This is a genomic window from Fonticella tunisiensis (assembly GCF_004364155.1).
GTDB lineage: Bacteria > Bacillota > Clostridia > Clostridiales > Caloramatoraceae > Fonticella > Fonticella tunisiensis.
Genome location: NZ_SOAZ01000001.1, coordinates 156902 through 173312, shown reverse-complemented (window position 1 = coordinate 173312; position 16411 = coordinate 156902). Strand labels below are relative to the sequence as shown.

At 38.1% G+C, this 16411-nt stretch carries 12 protein-coding genes; all 12 read right to left on the bottom strand.

From position 1 onward, the window contains the following. Nucleotides 1-106 precede the first annotated feature (106 nt). The 12 genes from EDD71_RS00805 to EDD71_RS00750 all read right to left on the bottom strand — a co-directional run bounded on the left by EDD71_RS00805 (nt 107) and on the right by EDD71_RS00750 (nt 16406). Nucleotides 107-3583 (bottom strand): DNA polymerase III subunit alpha, encoded by a 3477-nt coding sequence (locus EDD71_RS00805; protein ID WP_133626849.1) that lies wholly within the window; start codon nt 3581-3583, stop codon nt 107-109. 5 nt (nt 3584-3588) lie between these two features. Beyond that, nucleotides 3589-4896, bottom strand: coding sequence for a DRTGG domain-containing protein (locus EDD71_RS00800; RefSeq protein WP_133626848.1), 1308 nt, complete (start codon nt 4894-4896; stop codon nt 3589-3591). Between the two features lie 70 nt (nt 4897-4966). Next, nucleotides 4967-5914 (bottom strand): DNA-binding protein WhiA, encoded by a 948-nt coding sequence (whiA, locus tag EDD71_RS00795; protein ID WP_133626847.1) that lies wholly within the window; start codon nt 5912-5914, stop codon nt 4967-4969. Next, nucleotides 5914-7248 (bottom strand): gluconeogenesis factor YvcK family protein, encoded by a 1335-nt coding sequence (locus EDD71_RS00790; RefSeq protein ID WP_133626846.1) that lies wholly within the window; start codon nt 7246-7248, stop codon nt 5914-5916. The genes whiA and EDD71_RS00790 overlap by 1 nt, the downstream gene beginning before the upstream one ends. Then, on the bottom strand, nt 7248-8123 hold the full coding sequence (gene rapZ, locus EDD71_RS00785) for an RNase adapter RapZ (protein WP_133626845.1): 876 nt from the start codon (nt 8121-8123) through the stop codon (nt 7248-7250). The genes EDD71_RS00790 and rapZ overlap by 1 nt, the downstream gene beginning before the upstream one ends. 23 nt (nt 8124-8146) lie before the next feature. Continuing rightward, nucleotides 8147-8887 (bottom strand): PHP domain-containing protein, encoded by a 741-nt coding sequence (locus EDD71_RS00780; protein WP_133626844.1) that lies wholly within the window; start codon nt 8885-8887, stop codon nt 8147-8149. Nucleotides 8888-9111: 224 nt separating this feature from the next. After that, a complete protein-coding gene (gene murB / locus EDD71_RS00775; protein ID WP_133626843.1) occupies nt 9112-10023 on the bottom strand; it encodes a UDP-N-acetylmuramate dehydrogenase in 912 nt (303 codons plus the stop codon). 223 nt (nt 10024-10246) lie between these two features. Continuing rightward, nucleotides 10247-10981 (bottom strand): phosphatase, encoded by a 735-nt coding sequence (locus tag EDD71_RS00770; RefSeq protein WP_133626842.1) that lies wholly within the window; start codon nt 10979-10981, stop codon nt 10247-10249. Between the two features lie 5 nt (nt 10982-10986). Continuing rightward, complete coding sequence (gene uvrC / locus EDD71_RS00765; protein ID WP_133626841.1) at nt 10987-12858, bottom strand: excinuclease ABC subunit UvrC; 1872 nt, start codon at nt 12856-12858, stop codon at nt 10987-10989. Between the two features lie 118 nt (nt 12859-12976). Then, nucleotides 12977-13591 carry a metal-dependent hydrolase gene (locus EDD71_RS00760; RefSeq protein ID WP_166636278.1) on the bottom strand — a complete coding sequence of 205 codons (615 nt, stop codon included), beginning with the start codon at nt 13589-13591 and terminating at the stop codon, nt 12977-12979. Between the two features lie 123 nt (nt 13592-13714). Next, nucleotides 13715-15178: a peptidoglycan D,D-transpeptidase FtsI family protein gene (locus EDD71_RS00755; RefSeq protein WP_133626839.1), complete on the bottom strand. Its 1464-nt coding sequence runs from the start codon at nt 15176-15178 to the stop codon at nt 13715-13717. Then, nucleotides 15171-16406 (bottom strand): FtsW/RodA/SpoVE family cell cycle protein, encoded by a 1236-nt coding sequence (locus EDD71_RS00750; RefSeq protein ID WP_207669244.1) that lies wholly within the window; start codon nt 16404-16406, stop codon nt 15171-15173. The genes EDD71_RS00755 and EDD71_RS00750 overlap by 8 nt, the downstream gene beginning before the upstream one ends. Nucleotides 16407-16411: the final 5 nt, after the last annotated feature.

Here is a 16411-nt window from a genome sequence, read left to right as displayed (position 1 = left end):
ACATTTAAAATTTTATCATATAAATTTAAAACTTTGTAGTGGTATTACTATTATTTTTCACATTATTAATGATTATTAAACTATAATTTAATAATAAAGGTGAAGGCTACTTCACCTTTAAATTCTCTGACCCAATAAGGTCTCCAATTTCTTCAATTAATTTATCGCATATGTCAACCCAGTATTCTCTGGATGCCATAAAACTCTTCCTTGATTTATTTAAAACAACCTGAACAGGACAATTACCCCTATACTTTAAAAATACGGGCTTTAAAATTTCTATTTGTTTTTGCCACTTGTCTTCATCAAGCCTAATAAATAATTTATTTATTTTAACAGATATTTTATTTAGCTGTTCAATATCCTCTGCAATTATTTTGGGCTGCTCATCCTCTTTAATGCTTATTCTCCCTTTTATTAAAACAATGCTGTCTTCGGATATCAACCTGCTGCACTTTTGATAAACTTTTGGAAAAACAAGCACTTCAATGCTCCCAACCATATCTTCAACCTTTAAAAATGCCATTATATCGTTGTTTCTGGTAGACTTAATGCTTATATCTGAAATTATTCCACCTATTATAACCCTCTGCCCATCCTGTACCTTTAATTCAATTTCTGCCCCATCCTCATGGCCTATGGTTATTATGTCTGATATGCCTGTGTTCGTAAAGTTTGCAAGCTCCCTGCTGTATTCGTCAAGAGGGTGTCCGCTTATATATAATCCGAGCATCTCCTTTTCCATTGCCAGGAGATGTTTTTTATCAAATTCCTTTATATCTGGAAAATCATCCTTTTTCTTTACCTCTGAAGATGTATCGAACCCAAATAGAGATATCTGGCCATCAATGTTTCTTTTCCTGTTATTAACCACAGAGTCCATGACCTTTTCATATACATTAAGAAGCTGAGCCCTTTTAAGTCCAAGGGAGTCAAATGCTCCCGCCTTTATCATACTCTCTACTGCCCTTTTATTTATATCCGACAACTCAACCTTTTCACAGAAGTCAGTAAATCCTTCAAAATTTCCCTTTTTCTCCCTTGCCTCTATAATAGCCTGAATAGCTCCCTTTCCTACGTTTTTTATAGCTGCAAGACCAAACCTTATTTTGTCCCCTGCAACGGAGAAATTAACGTAACTTTCATTTATATCAGGTGGCAAAACCTCTATGCCCATCTTCCTACATGCATGAATGTAGAAGGCTACCTTTTCATTGCTTCCCATAACGCTGGTAAGCATCGCTGACATAAACTCAACGGGGTAATGTTTTTTCAGGTAAGCTGTCTGGTACGCAACAACGGCATAGGCTGCTGCATGGCTCTTATTAAAAGCGTAACTAGCGAATTCTTCCATTTGATCAAATAGTTTCTTTGCAACCTCTTCACTAACCCCGTTGCGTATTGCTCCCGGGACTATTATATTTCCATTCTCGTCTTCAAGGCCATATATAAAGTTCTTCCTCTCCTGCTCCATTACGGAATGTTTTTTCTTACCCATGGCCCTTCTAACAAGATCCGCCCTTCCCATGGAATATCCTGCGATGTCCCTAACAATCTGCATTACCTGCTCCTGATATACCATAACTCCATAGGTAACATCAAGTATTGGCCTTAGCTTTTCATCCAGATATTCAATATGTTCAGGATTGTTCTTGTTCTTTATATATGTCGGTATTTGATCCATTGGACCAGGCCTGTAAAGTGAGATGCCGGCTATTATGTCTTCAAGGCTTGAAGGTTTTAGTTCCTTCATAAAGTTGGTCATTCCTGTTGATTCAAGCTGGAATATGCCTTCCGTTTCACCCCTGCTTATCATATCATATACTTCTTTGTCATCATAATTCAGTTTATCAAGATCTATCTTTATCCCTTTGTTTTTTTCCACAAGCTCTACTGCGTCCCTTATAACTGTCAGGGTTCTAAGGCCTAAAAAGTCCATCTTTAAAAGCCCAAGTTCTTCAAGGGTTGTCATAGGAAACTGAGTAACAACAACATCCTCATTCTTAGCAAGCGGAACATATTCAGTAAGCGGCGCCGATGAAATAACAACTCCCGCTGCATGGGTTGAGGAATGCCTTGGAAGGCCTTCGAGGCTTCTTGCAATATCAATGAGATGCTTAACTCTTTCGTTTTCCTCATATTCCTTTCTAAGCTCAGGGTTAATCTCAAGTGCTCTGTCTATTGTCATATTAAGCTCCATAGGCACAGATTTTGCTATAGCATCAACTTCGGCATATGGATAGTTAAGGGCCCTTCCAACGTCTCTGATTACAGCCCTCGCCGCCATAGTACCAAAGGTCACTATCTGTGCAACCCTGTCCTTTCCATACTTGGAAACAACGTAGTCAATCACTTCCTGTCTGCGTTCATAGCAAAAATCAGAGTCAACATCGGGCATGGAAATCCTTTCAGGGTTTAAAAAGCGCTCAAACAGTAAATTATATTTTATAGGATCTATCTTGGTAATTCCAAGGGCATATGCAACGACGGACCCTGCTGCGCTACCCCTTCCAGGTCCTGTCATAATTCCATTTTCCCGTGCAAATCTTATAAAGTCCCACACAATCAGGAAGTAATCTACATATCCCATCTGCTCTATTACCGAAAGCTCATAGTTTAATCTGTCTATAACTTCCTTGGAAGGATTTTTGTATCTTTCATTAAGCCCATCAAAACATAGTTTTCTTAGAAATTCCTTTGAATCCATTCCGTCAGGTGTTTCAAACTTTGGAAGCTTTGTAACCCCAAACTCAAACTCTACATTACACATTTCAGCAATTTTTACCGTGTTTTCAATGGCTGATGGTGCATAACTAAAAAGCTCACCCATTTGTGCAGGAGATTTTAAATAAAACTCATCGCTTAAAAATTCCAGTTTATCCGGATCATCTATTGTCTTTCCCGTCTGTATGCATACCAGTATTTCATGGGCCTTTGAATCTTCCTTGTTTATATAATGAACGTCGTTTGTTGCAACAAGTGGTATTCCTGTGTCCTCAGAAAGCCTAAGGAGTTCTTTTATTACTCTCTTCTGTTCCTCTATACCGTGATCCTGAAGTTCAAGAAAGAAGCTTCCTTTTCCAAAGATGTTTTGATACATAAGGGCCTTTTTCTTTGCCTCCTCATAGTTCCCATTTAGAAGCATCTGCTGAACTTCCCCGCCAAGGCATGCACTTGTTGCAATTATATCCTCAGAGAATTCCCTTAATAGATCATAGTCAACCCTCGGCTTATAATAAAAACCATCTATAAATGCCTTTGAAACTATCTTCATAAGGTTTTTATATCCCCTATTGCTCTTTGCAAGAAGAATAAGATGATAGTTTGCAGCATCGATGCCTGCCTCCTTTGAGTAAAGGCTCCTTGGGGCTACATAAACTTCACAGCCTATTATAGGCTTTATCCCTTCATCCCTGCAGGCTTTATAGAAATCTACAACGCCATACATAGAGCCATGGTCAGTTATTGCAAGGGAGTCCATCCCAAGCTCCTTTGCCCTTTTTACAAGCTTTTTAACCCTCGCCGAGCCATCGAGAAGGCTGTACTCAGTATGAACGTGTAAGTGGACAAAGTTCGCCATCATCTCACCTACTTTCTCAGTATCTTTGCACTTAAAAGCGCCTTACCAACAAGTTCCTTATCATCATCGGATATCATTTCAATTTCTACCTTTGAAAAGTTTCTTCCTATGTCGATTATATTAGCCAGAACAACAACACTGGAATCTACCTGAACCGGCTTTGCATATAATACAGTGAAGGAATCCACCGCAACGTTCAGATGGTTTCTCTGGCGCAGCACAATGGTTCCAATTGTCGACATAATAAGGGTTAATGCGTTCCAGCTTGCAGTTCCAATAGGGTTTAACATTTCTGGAACTATCTTTCCTGTAAATTTTAAACCCCTATCCGTATTCGTATAGGTAAAGTTTTTAAGCACAAGATCATCTATTGTTTCCCCAACCTGAGGCTGTTTATTTACATATTGAAGAGCCTTTATAACATCCTGGCGACTTACAACTCCCACAAGCTTTTTGTTATCTACAACCGGTATAAGCTCAATGCCTTCCCATACAATCATATGAGCTGCATATGCTACAGAGGTTTTGGGAGTTACAGTTATAGGGTCCCTTGTCATATATTTTGAAACCAATTCACTTCCTGGAACATCAGCTGCAACGTCCTTCAAAGTTATAATGCCAACAAGCTTTTCATTCTCATCAAGCACTGGAAATTTACCGTGCCGAGTCCTTCGCATTTTTTCCCTCAGCTTATCAATAGTGTCGTTTGACTTTACATATTCAGCATCGGTTTTCATAATATCTTCAACAAGAATGATATCTTTCTTTATAAGGTTTTCAAATATAGCCTTGTTTATCATTGAAGCTGTTGTAAATGTGTCATAGGTACAGGAGATTATTGGAAGCTGTTTTTTATTTGCGAGGGCTCGTATTGCATCGCTGCAGCCAAAACCTCCTGTTATCAATACTGCACATTCATTTTCAAGGGCAAGGCTCTGTGCTTCCTCTCTGTTTCCCACAATAAGAAGATTTCCGGGAGTTATATACTTTTTCATAGAATCTATCTGCATGGCACCAATCACAAATTTATTTAAGGTTTTATGAAGTCCATCCTTTCCTCCAAGGACTGTTCCCTCAACAATATTTACAACTTCTGCAAAGGTAAGGTTTTCGATGTTCCGCTTTTCAACCTTTTCAATCCTGACAGTACCAACTCTTGGTATAGTGCTTACAATTCCAAGTGTTTCAGCATCCTTTATGGCTCTGTACGCCGTTCCGTCACTAACATTTAGGGCATTTGCAATGGATCTTACAGAAATCTTGGTGCCTACCTTTAAACTATTAATATATTTTATAATCTCCTGATGCTTTGTCATAAGTTCAACTCCTTACCCGTTTAATTACATAAAACTATTATACCAAAAAAAGCGGGCCGTCACATACCCGCTAATCCCTCAATTCCTCTGCTATCTTTTCAATCTTTCTTAATCTATGATTAACCCCTGACTTACCTATGGGTGGATTTAACATTTCTCCAATCTCCTTTAATGATATATCAGGATAATTAAGCCTTATTTCTGCAACTTCCCTAAGACCAGGAGGGAGTTTTCTAAGACCAACCTTTTCCTGAATGAACTTTATGGAATCTATTTGCCTTACAGCTGCATCAACCGTTTTGTTAAGATTTGCAGTTTCACAATTTACAAGCCTGTTTACGTTATTTCTAACTTCCTTGTAAACTCTTACATTTTCAAAATTAAGCAGTGCAGAGTGAGCGCCTATAATATTTAACAGGTCAACGATCTGTTCACCTTCCTTAAGATAAACCACATAGCTGTTTTTTCTCTGTATAACCTTTGAAGTCAAACCATAGGAGTTAATGAGCTTCATAAGGTCCTCTGCAAACTCCGGAGTATTTGCAACAAACTCCATATGATAGGTTTTTTCAGGATTGCTTATTGAGCCTCCTCCTAGAAAAGTCCCCCGTAAAAAAGCCTTTTTGCAACAACCCCTCTTTATTATTTCAGATCCTATTTTATTTGTAAAGCTTATGTTTCCATGGTCCTGGGATTTGAGTATACCTGTTTTTAAAAGTATCTCCTTAGCACCCATATCGCTGTTTACAACGATAAGATACACATTGTTCTTTTTCAATGAATTGTTCTTTTTAACGAGTATGTCCGCATGCACTTCAAACAAATTTTTTAAGAGGGAAAAGACCCTTCTTGCAATAGCCGGATTTTCAGTAGTTATTCTAAGCCCTAAGCTCTGCTTTCCATTTATATGAATTGTACCGCTCATTCTCAAAATACCTGCAAGCTCTGCTATCTGGCAGCACCTTTTCTCATCGACCAGCCTGCACAGTTCGTTTTTCGTAATGGAAGAAAAGGACATCATTTCACCTCCCTTTGTTTATCCTTCACCCTTTCTGAAAGATAATAGTAATCAAGTATCCTTCGTCTATTTGTTGGAAATACCTTCTTCAGTATCAGCTTCATAATTGTATTTGCAAGCTTTTGGGTATTATGCCTTAATAGGCCCTTATCATTTATATAAACAAGATCCTCTTCTATTATGCTGATTCCTCCACGGACATTTTCCTTGTCGATCTCTACCATATTCTGGCCGTCAGCCCTGTATTTCTCAAAATAGGGCTCAGGTATTGTTCCGTTGTTAGCAATTACATAGTCTATTAGTTCCCCACAGTGTTTTTCAAGGGCCTTTATATGGTCTGACAGCTTATATCCGTCAGTTTCTCCAGGCTGTGTCATTATATTTGAAACATATACCTTCGGAGCCTTTGACTTTTTAACCCTCTCAGCCACCTCTTTAATTACAAGATTTGGCAGAACGCTCGTATAAAGGCTCCCCGGTCCCATTATTATACAATCTGCATTATCTATTTCAAACAGGGCATCCTCAAGTGGCTTAGGGTTTAAAGGTTCAAGATAAACCTTTTCAATTTTTGCCCCCCTCTTTATTGCTTCCTCAGGTATAAAGGACTCTCCCTTAACTACACTTCCATCCGAAAGCTTCGCATAAAGCTTAACATCGTCAAGGGTTACAGGGTAGACCCTTCCCTTAACTGCAAGAACGTCACTCATTTTCTTTATGGCTTCCTCAAAATTTGAGGATATTCCTGTCATTGCAGCAATAAACAGGTTTCCAAAGCTCTGGCCGCTTAAGTCTCCATCGCTTTTAAACCTATATTGCATAAGCTCCTCCATGAGGGGTTCTGTATGTGCCATAGCTACAAGGCAGTTTCTTATATCTCCAGGTGGAAGCATTCCAAGATTTTTTCTTAAAACCCCTGAGCCTCCTCCATCGTCTGCAACGGTAACAATAGCCGTTATATTTGTGGTGTATTCCTTAAGACCCCTGAGCATTGTAGAAAGCCCTGTTCCACCGCCTATGGCAACAATCCTTGGCCCTCTTACGAGGAGTCTTTGCTCGTATAGAAGATTTCCTATTCTCTGCCTGTTAATCTGGCCTGTCATATTGGTTCCTGCGATAAGTCCCAATATGCTTTTCATAAACAGTCTTAGTGATGAGTATATCATTATAAGCCCCAGAATACCTAAATATGCGTATAAAAGTGAATACCTATCCGGAATAGCTCTGTAAAGAAGTTTAGACATTCCAAGAATAAGCACACTCAGCCCAAGCATCCCCATCATGATCCATCGTTTGATTTTAATCCCTGGTTTTAACCAATCAAAAAAATTCATTATTTTACATCCTCCACAACATCCTGTACTATATCTCTATGATTTATAAGGACAGTGTGTTCGTTTTTCTTGAGACTTTCATATATTGCGTTTGCAATTACCACTGATCTGTGGCGTCCTCCGGTACATCCAATACCTATAACAAGCCTTGATTTACCTTCTTTTATATAGTTAGGTATTAAAAATTCAAGAAGGTCGTTGACCTTATTTATAAACTCTGTTGCCTCAGGCCACTTTAATACATATTCTTTAACATTGTATTCATTTCCAGAATGCTTCTTTAGGCCTTCAACATAATAGGGGTTTGGCAAAAATCTCACATCGAAAACAAGATCCGCATCTAAAGGAATTCCGTATTTAAATCCAAAGGACATAATGGTTATTACAAGGCTTTCAAACTTTTCCCCTATAACAAATATCCTTTGAAGCTCTTCCCTCAGCTGCCTTGTTGTCAGGTTTGAAGTATCTACTATATGATCTGCCTTGCTTTTAACCTCAGAGAGCCTATCCCTTTCATCCTGAATGGCCTTCATTATGTCTCCGCCTGATGCAAGGGGATGATTCCTTCTTGATTCCTTAAACCTCTTAACTATAACTTCGTCAGACGCTTCGAGGAATAATATTTGATAATCGTATCCCATATTATTAAGGGTCTTTAAACTCTGGAAAAGGTCATCAAAGAACTTCCCACCTCTAATATCGATAACTATTGCAATTTTATCAACCCTGCCTGCTGTTTGATAGCATATTTCAGCGAATTTAGGGATAAGGGCCGGTGGCAGATTATCAACACAAAAATATCCTATATCCTCAAGACATCTTATCGTCTGTGTTTTTCCAGCCCCGGATAAACCAGTTACTATAACAAACTGCATAATATACCTCCTTAGTTAAAAAATCATACTGTTTTACCTGCTGCGTTTAAAATCCTATCTTCACTCAGTCCGGCCTTTTTGGCTATTTCTATTCCGCGAAGGAAGTTTCCAACGTTTTCAGGCCTGTGGGCATCGCTGTCGATTACGAAGTTAACCCCTTCCTCCATGGCTATTTTAACATATTCTACAGTTAAATATCCATGACTTGAATTTATTTCAAGGGCAGTCCCCTTCTTTGCTGCTGCCCTGGCAAGTTCCCTTGTATCAATGTCAACTTTAGCTCCTGGATGGGTGATGATATCTATTTTATATTTGTTTATTGCCTTTATCATGGCTTCAGTATTTGTCCTTCTGCATTTTTCACTCAATGCAGGTATCATCTTTGCAAGAAAATTTCTTAAAAATAGCTTATATCCATCCTTTAGAGTTTTAGGCTTCACTCCCCCATGAAAACCCATTAAAACCTTATCAAGTATTTCAAAGTCCTCATCTATTAAGTCGATATCTCCATCACAGCTTATAAGATTTGCTTCAACCCCAAGAAGTATATTTATATCATGATATTCCTTTTTAAGCTCATCTATTTCTCTTCTCATTTTTCTTAAATTCTTTCTGCTTACACCAAAGTTTATATGCCCCGGCCCGTGATCTGATATTACAATTTCCTTAAGCCCCTTCTTTACAGCAGCCTCAACGTTATCCCTTATAGTCCCTTTCCCGTGGCTGTATATGGTATGTGTATGGTAATCTGCAATAAGCTTCATCCTGTGTCCTCCCGTTTAGATTAATTACATACAAAGTATATCATTTATTTTAAAATATTATAATACATATATATAGTATATTAAAGTAACTTATTGTACTAGTTTTAGCTTTCAAAGACGCTGTGCTAAAATAATGTATTCCATCTACTAGCATGCTGACGCCCTTGAAATTTTCTCAGGTTATATCTTACAAATACCCTCACAAATAAAAATATAGGCTTGGATTAATCCTCGCCTATTATTTTAACCTCGGGTTCAAGTAAAACGTTGAACTTTTCCTTTACAACCTGTTGAACTTTTTTTATGAGCTCCAATACATCCTTTGCAGTTGCATTGTCATAATTTATGATAAAGCCTGCATGCTTTTCAGATACCATTGCACCTCCAACCGACAATCCCTTCAGTCCTGAATCATCAATTAACTTACTTGCAAAGTTTCCTTCCGGCCTTTTGAAGGTGCTTCCTGCACTTGGATAGTTTAGAGGCTGTTTGTCGGCCCTCCTCCTGTTGAGCTCATCCATTCGTGCTTTAATGGCCTCATATTCTCCTTTTTCCAGGGTAAATGCCGCTTCAAGGACCAAATAATTTTTTTGTTGAACTATGCTGTTTCTATATGATAAATTAAGTTCATCACGATTTAATTTAAATATGTTGCAGTCCATGTCGAGAACTACGGCATAGTCTATTATATCTTTAATTTCAGGGCCATAGGCACCTGCATTCATTGCTACGGCTCCTCCAACAGTTCCAGGAATTCCTGATGCAAACTCCATACCCTTCAGACTGTGTTTTAAAGCCTCACCGGCTGTAGCTGAAAGCAGTGCTCCGGATTCAGCTATCAATGTACTTCCTTCAACGGTTATTTTATTGAATTTTGCAAGCTTAATTATAAGCCCCCTGTAACCCCCATCCCTTACAATAAGGTTGCTTCCGTTTCCCATAACAAAATAGGGAATGTTATATTTTTTACAAAATTCTATGGCACTTACAACTTCCTCCGTTATAGTAGGAGTTACAAGTATATCTACAGGCCCTCCTACTCTAAAGGATGTATGTTTTTTCATTGGTTCATTATACTTTATAACGTGCTTTGGCAACACTTTTTCCAATTCGTTCCTTACTGTTTCGAAATTCATATATCCATCTCCCAATTGCTTACTTTTGATTAGAATCCTTAAGGTGCGACAATTAAACTAATATCCATATAATCGTGTTTATAAAATAGAAATCAAGACAATTACAGTATATTATATAAATAATGCATTAATCAAGCAAATTGTTACATTCTTCTACCCTGTGGCATCATTTTATATTTCTTTACGTACATTTTATACATGAAAAAGAGCCACCACAAGGTGACTACAGATTTCTTGTTTTCAATTTTCCCTTTGACCTTAAATAATTCTTTATCTTATCAGGATCTGTATTGATTATATATTCATCCATTATTCCTGCTTCTTTAATTAGTTCTTCTGCCTTTTGAAACTCTCCTATGCTATAGCATATATGAGCATCGCTTCCTATTGTGATAAACACGTTTTCCTTTGCACAGATTTCCGCTATCCTTCTGCAGTTTTCATAACTTCCAGCCCTGGACCCTGTAAATGAACTGTTGTTTATCTCTACAAGCACGTTATATTCCTTTGCAGCTTTCAAAACCTCCTCAGCATCGATTTCAAATGAAGGGTTTCCCGGATGGGCAATTATATCAACAAAGCCTTTCCTCATTGCACCTATAAGGGCTTTTGTATTATCCCTTTTACTACCTGGTTTTATACATACATCATGAAGGCTTGCAATTACTATATCAAGCTTAATTATCCTTTCATCCGGCAGGTCAAGGTTGCCGTCAAAATCAATTATGTTGGCCTCAACGCCCCTTAACACTTCAACACCATGAATTGATTCTGGAATTACTTTGAGATTTCCAAAATGGAATTCATGGGCTCCCCCTGGCATTGCAGGACCATGGTCAGTCATTGCAATAAGCTTCATTCCCTTTTTGCTGGCTTCAAGACAATTTTCAATAAGTGTACTATATGCATGCCCGCTTGCAACCGTATGGGTATGGGTATCCACAACCATCTTTCTCATATACATCACTCCTGTTCGTTTGAATTAAAGAATTCATAAACTGCTATAGCAGCTTTTTCGTTCATTCCCTCAACTCTGCACAGCTCCTCAATGGATGCCTTCTTAATTTTCTCGATGTTTTCAAAGTATTTCATAAGAGCTAGCCTTCTCTTCTTTCCTATACCGGGTATTTCATCAAGTACCGATGATACGCTGCTCTTGCCTCTGAGGCTTCTATGATATGTTATTGCAAATCTGTGTGCCTCATCCTGAATACGTGCTATAAGTTTAAAGGCATTTGAATCCTTATATATTTGTATTTCTTCCCCATTAAAAATAAGCCCTCTGGTTCTATGCTTATCATCCTTAACCATACCGCAAATAGGAATATTTAGGCCTAAATCGTCAAGTACTTTTTGGGCAGCTGACACCTGGCCCTCTCCACCATCTATTAGAAGAAGGTCAGGAAGAAGTGAAAACTTGCCATATGAAAGGTCTCTACCTGAATCATTAAGCTCCAATATTTCGTTTATACCCCTTGTAAACCTTCTTCTGATAACCTCTTCCATGCTCGCATAGTCGTTTGGACCTTTAACGGTTTTAATCTTAAACCTTCTGTAATCCTTGTTTTTTGGTTTTCCCCCCTCAAAAACAACCATTGATGCAACAGGGTCCGTCCCCTGTATATTCGATATATCGAAGGCTTCAATTCTGTTTGGAAACTTTTCAATTCCTAATATCTCCATTAATTCTTCCAGTGCTCCCTGTGTTTTTTGCTTTTCCATAATATACTTATATTTAAACTGCTCAAGGGCATTTTCTGCATTTTTCTGTGCCATTTCTATGAGATCATTTTTATCCCCTCGTTTTGGCACCTTTATGTGAACCTTGCTTCCTCTCTTATTTGAAAGCCATGATTCTATTAAGTTTATCTCATTTATTTCCTTCTGAAGAAGTATTTCCCTTGGGACGTATTCCTTATCAGTGTAGAACTGAGTTATAAATTGTGAAAGTAATATTCCGTCGTCGTCCTCAATATCTTCAAAGTAGAAGCTTTCCCTTCCAAGAAGCTTTCCTCCTCTAATAAAGAAAACCTGAACAGCTGTGCCCTGTTCATTTTTAGCAAAGGCTATTACGTCCTCATCCTCAAGTGCTGAAGATATTATCTTTTGCTTCTCCTGAATTTTCTGTATGGACTGTATTTGATCCCTCAGCTCTGCTGCCCTTTCAAAATCCAGTTTTTCAGCAGCCCTCTCCATCTTCATCTTAAGCTCTCTTATAAGTTCATCATGCTTTCCTGAAAGAAAAGCTATTATTTCATTTATCATCTTCATGTATTCTTCCTTTGGGATTGTTCCAAGGCATGGACCTATGCATCTGTTAATATGAAAATTTAAGCATGGCCTTCCTACCTGGGTTCCAAAGGAAAGTGGCCTGCTGCATGTTCTTATGGGGTATATCTGATTTATCAGGTTTATAGTTTCCCTCACTGCAGAAACATCTGTATATGGCCCAAAATACTTTGCTCCATCCTTTACCATTTTTCTTGTTACCATAACCCTGGGATATTCCTCATTAAGAGTTACCTTTATATAAGGGTAGTGTTTATCATCCTTAAGGAGGATATTATATCTTGGTCTGTGCTTTTTAATTAAATTGCACTCCAGTATAAGGGCTTCAAGCTCTGAGTCTGTAAGTATATATTCAAATTCTTCTATATGCTTAACCATAGCAATAACCTTTGGACTATGGTTTCTTGAATTTTGAAAATACTGCCTTACCCTGTTCTTCAAGGACACTGCCTTTCCTATATATATGATTTCTCCCTCAGAGTTTTTCATTAAATATACCCCTGGGTGGTCTGGAAGGTTTTTTAGTGCCTCCTGGATGTCAAACATGCTCTCCCTCCTCACTTAATATGATGTTTTTCTAAGGGTACTGGTGAATGGAATATATTTTTTATCGCAGCGTTGATCTGTAAATTTATCTAGTACAACAAATTAATTCAATAACATCTTATTTAAGCTTTGATAATATAATCGGAAGCCTCCAGGTAAGGTATATTAATCCCCCCGAAATAATCAGGCCCTCAATCAGATTTCCCCACCAGGTACCTACTGAAAAGGTTAAAGGCATTTTGTACCTCTTTTTTCTGAATGGGAAAAAGAGGGCAATTCCCCTGGCGGTAAACATATCTCCTATAAGATGGGCTCCATATCCTATTGTAAATGGCAAAATGCTCTCTTTCCATCCGTATGTTAAAGCCATATAGCCATACACGCCTGTAAAACACAGAAGCCCTGTAAGGCTGTGGGTTATTCCATTTCTGTGGGAGGACACTCCAATTAATACTAAAAATATCCCAACAGCCTTAAGATATACCTCATCAAAGTAAAAATAGTTCAGAACATACAAAAATACTCCCAGTGTTATATATATCGATGCTTTTACAGCTTTGTTTTTAACGGGAAGTATGTACTTATTTATTATACTATTTGGGTGATCTATATCAGGCAGTATAGAAGAAAATGCGCATGCCACAAGGGATACTATGGACAAGTCCACAGGCAAATATTCCGATAGTATGACTGTTGCCATAACTCCTATACCAACGTGGGTTTTCCCCGTCATAAAAACATTCTCCTTATGTAAACTTACTTCATATATAGTATATATCAGCATAAACTATCGAACAAGTGTTTGAGAAAAAATTTAAAAAGCTGACATATGGCGCTTAGCATCATATGCCAGCCGTTATTTTTTAAAGTAAGCCCTCATAACCTCCCTTGCAATCTCTGCTGCTCTTTTTCCTCCGGCACCTCCATTTTCAACTATGACCGCAAAGGCAATCTGTGGATTTTCTACAGGTGCAAAGCCAACAAACCATGAATGGGGTTCCTGATTTTCACCTACCTCCGCGGTACCTGTTTTCCCAGCAATCTTAATTCCTGATATTCTGGCATTCTTTCCGGTACCTTCCTTTACAACTTCCTCCATGTAACCTTTGATTTTATCTGCAACATCCTTTGAAACCGGCGATGTAAGTTTTTCAGGCTTTGCCTGATAAAGGCTCACATCATATCTATCCTTTATTTCCTTAACTACATAGGGTTTCATCATAACCCCATCGTTTGCAATTGACGATGCAACAAGGGCCATTTGAAGAGGGCTTGCAGTAACCTCGCCCTGGCCTATTGCGCTCTGTGCAAGGTAGGCTCTATCCTTTTCGTCTTTTATATCTATTGATCCTTCTCTAACATTAAAAATACTGTATTCGTCATTAAAGGATATGTCCCCGTTAAACATAAAATTTTCAGCAGTATTCTTAAGTTTGTCATATCCAAGTTCCATCCCTATCTGCCCAAAGGTTGAATTGCAGGACACCCTAAAGGCAGATTGAAGATCCAACCTTCCGTGGGCCTCGCCTCCTGCGTCGGATAAAACATAGTTGCCTATTTTAAGCTTACCCGTACAGTTAAAGTACTTCTTATTTATATTACCAATATTTTCAAGAGCCGATGCAGTTGTTATAATTTTAAATGTTGAACCTGGAGTATAGTTTCCGCTTACTGCCCTATTTACCTGAGGTGCTCCTGACTGCTCACTGTTATACACCTTTATTTTATTCGTGTTATCATCAAAATAATCCTGCGGATTAAAGGATGGTTTTGAAACCATCGCAAGTATTTCCCCGGTTTTTGGGTTTAATACCACAACGGCTCCCCTATCGTTTCCAAGAACGTTAAAGGCTTTATTCTGAAGGTTTTTATCTATGGTTAAATAAACGTCATCTCCTCTTTTAGTGTCCTTGTTTATAAATTCTCTTAGTCCTTTAAAAAAGTTACCAACCATATCATAGGATGCAGAAGCCCTTCCTATAAGCACATCGTTATAAGCAAGCTCTATTCCGCTCTTACCGTATTTATAGCTGTTATATCCAGTTAAATGTGCAAACTCCTCCCCATATTTATAAACCCTTCTCTGATCCTTTCCATTTTTAACTTCGCTATACACAATTATATCGCCATCTCTGTCCAGAATAGAACCCCTTAATATTTTACTCTCTTCAAGTCTCACCCTCTGGTTTGAGGTATCGTTTGCTATTTTATCCGCCACAAATATATCAAAATAGGTTAGATATACTATCATGCTGAAAAAACATAGTGAAAAAAATATAAGCAGAATCTTGATATTTCTAATTAGATTCTTATCATTCATAGTACTTCCTCCCCGACTCAGAAATTCTTTGAAGAACACCGATTGAGGTAAAATTTAAAACCATGGAGCTTCCGCCATAACTAACAAAGGGGAGGGTTATTCCTGTGAGGGGAATCATTTTAGTTACTCCTCCAATAATTACAAATACCTGAAAGGCTATCATACTCGAAATACCTACCGCAACAAGCCTTGAATAGTTGTCCTTAGCATATATTGCAGCCCTAAGGCCTCTGTAAACAAGCAAAAGATATAGAAGAATAATGGCCATTGCACCCATAAGCCCAAGCTCCTCACTTATTGCCGAAAAAATGAAATCGGTGTGTGCTTCAGGTATGAGATATGGATTTCCCTCTCCCAATCCTTTACCAAAAAGACCTCCTGCGGCTATTCCAAACAATGATTGAAGTATTTGATAGCCTTTTCCTGATTTATCTGCCCATGGATTTAGCCATATATCAACCCTTATCCTTACATGATTGAACAGAAAATAGCTCAAAACCCCTCCCAGTGCAAAGCATGCAATTCCTATTAAAATGTATTTTTTATTTGAAGTACCAATATAAAGCATAGCCATAAAAACTCCGAAGAATATAAGGGCTGCGCCAAGGTCCTTCTCAACAACAAGCAGCATAATGCATATGAAAACAGGAATTGCAACCTTTATGGTATCATATGCATTTTTGATATCTTGTATGGCTGAGGCCAGGTATAAAATCAAAAACAGCTTTGCAATCTCCGATGGCTGTATGCTGAAATACCCAAAATTGAGCCAATTTCTGGACCCCTTAATTTCGCTTCCAAGAAATAAAGTAGAAGCAAGCAGCGCTATTGCAGCCACAATATAAGCATATTTAACCTTTTCCAACCTTTTAATCTCTGGAAGAAATACAACCAAAAGAATATAAATTGCCATGCCAATTGTAAACCACCATACCTGCCTTACTGATTTTAACTTTACAATTGCCACATTTGTATTTACTGAATCGAGCCTGTATATCATGACAAGGCCTAACTGCGCTAAAAAGGCTGATATTATAAGCAGATATTTATCTCCCTTCGGGAAGAACCTCTTTATGATAAAATGAGCACAGGCAATAAGCGCGCAGGATGACAGTCCAAGCACCAGGGGAATATAGTTGAAGCCTCCTTTTATAAAAGCCAGTACCAAGAACATAAGCATTGTAACTGTATATATTGCTTTTAATATCGACTTCTCGTATTTTTCCATTTCAA

Coding starts and splice junctions, on each gene's coding strand:
- EDD71_RS00760 (WP_166636278.1), bottom strand. CDS start 13,591: ATGACGGGGAAAACCCACGTTGGTATAGGAGTTATGGCAACAGTCATA.
- EDD71_RS00770 (WP_133626842.1), bottom strand. CDS start 10,981: ATGAGAAAGATGGTTGTGGATACCCATACCCATACGGTTGCAAGCGGG.
- EDD71_RS00805 (WP_133626849.1), bottom strand. CDS start 3,583: ATGATGGCGAACTTTGTCCACTTACACGTTCATACTGAGTACAGCCTT.
- EDD71_RS00800 (WP_133626848.1), bottom strand. CDS start 4,896: ATGACAAAGCATCAGGAGATTATAAAATATATTAATAGTTTAAAGGTA.
- uvrC (WP_133626841.1), bottom strand. CDS start 12,858: ATGTTTGACATCCAGGAGGCACTAAAAAACCTTCCAGACCACCCAGGG.
- whiA (WP_133626847.1), bottom strand. CDS start 5,914: ATGTCCTTTTCTTCCATTACGAAAAACGAACTGTGCAGGCTGGTCGAT.
- murB (WP_133626843.1), bottom strand. CDS start 10,023: ATGAATTTCGAAACAGTAAGGAACGAATTGGAAAAAGTGTTGCCAAAG.
- EDD71_RS00780 (WP_133626844.1), bottom strand. CDS start 8,887: ATGAAGCTTATTGCAGATTACCATACACATACCATATACAGCCACGGG.
- EDD71_RS00755 (WP_133626839.1), bottom strand. CDS start 15,178: ATGAATGATAAGAATCTAATTAGAAATATCAAGATTCTGCTTATATTT.
- EDD71_RS00790 (WP_133626846.1), bottom strand. CDS start 7,248: ATGAATTTTTTTGATTGGTTAAAACCAGGGATTAAAATCAAACGATGG.
- rapZ (WP_133626845.1), bottom strand. CDS start 8,123: ATGCAGTTTGTTATAGTAACTGGTTTATCCGGGGCTGGAAAAACACAG.
- EDD71_RS00750 (WP_207669244.1), bottom strand. CDS start 16,406: ATGGAAAAATACGAGAAGTCGATATTAAAAGCAATATATACAGTTACA.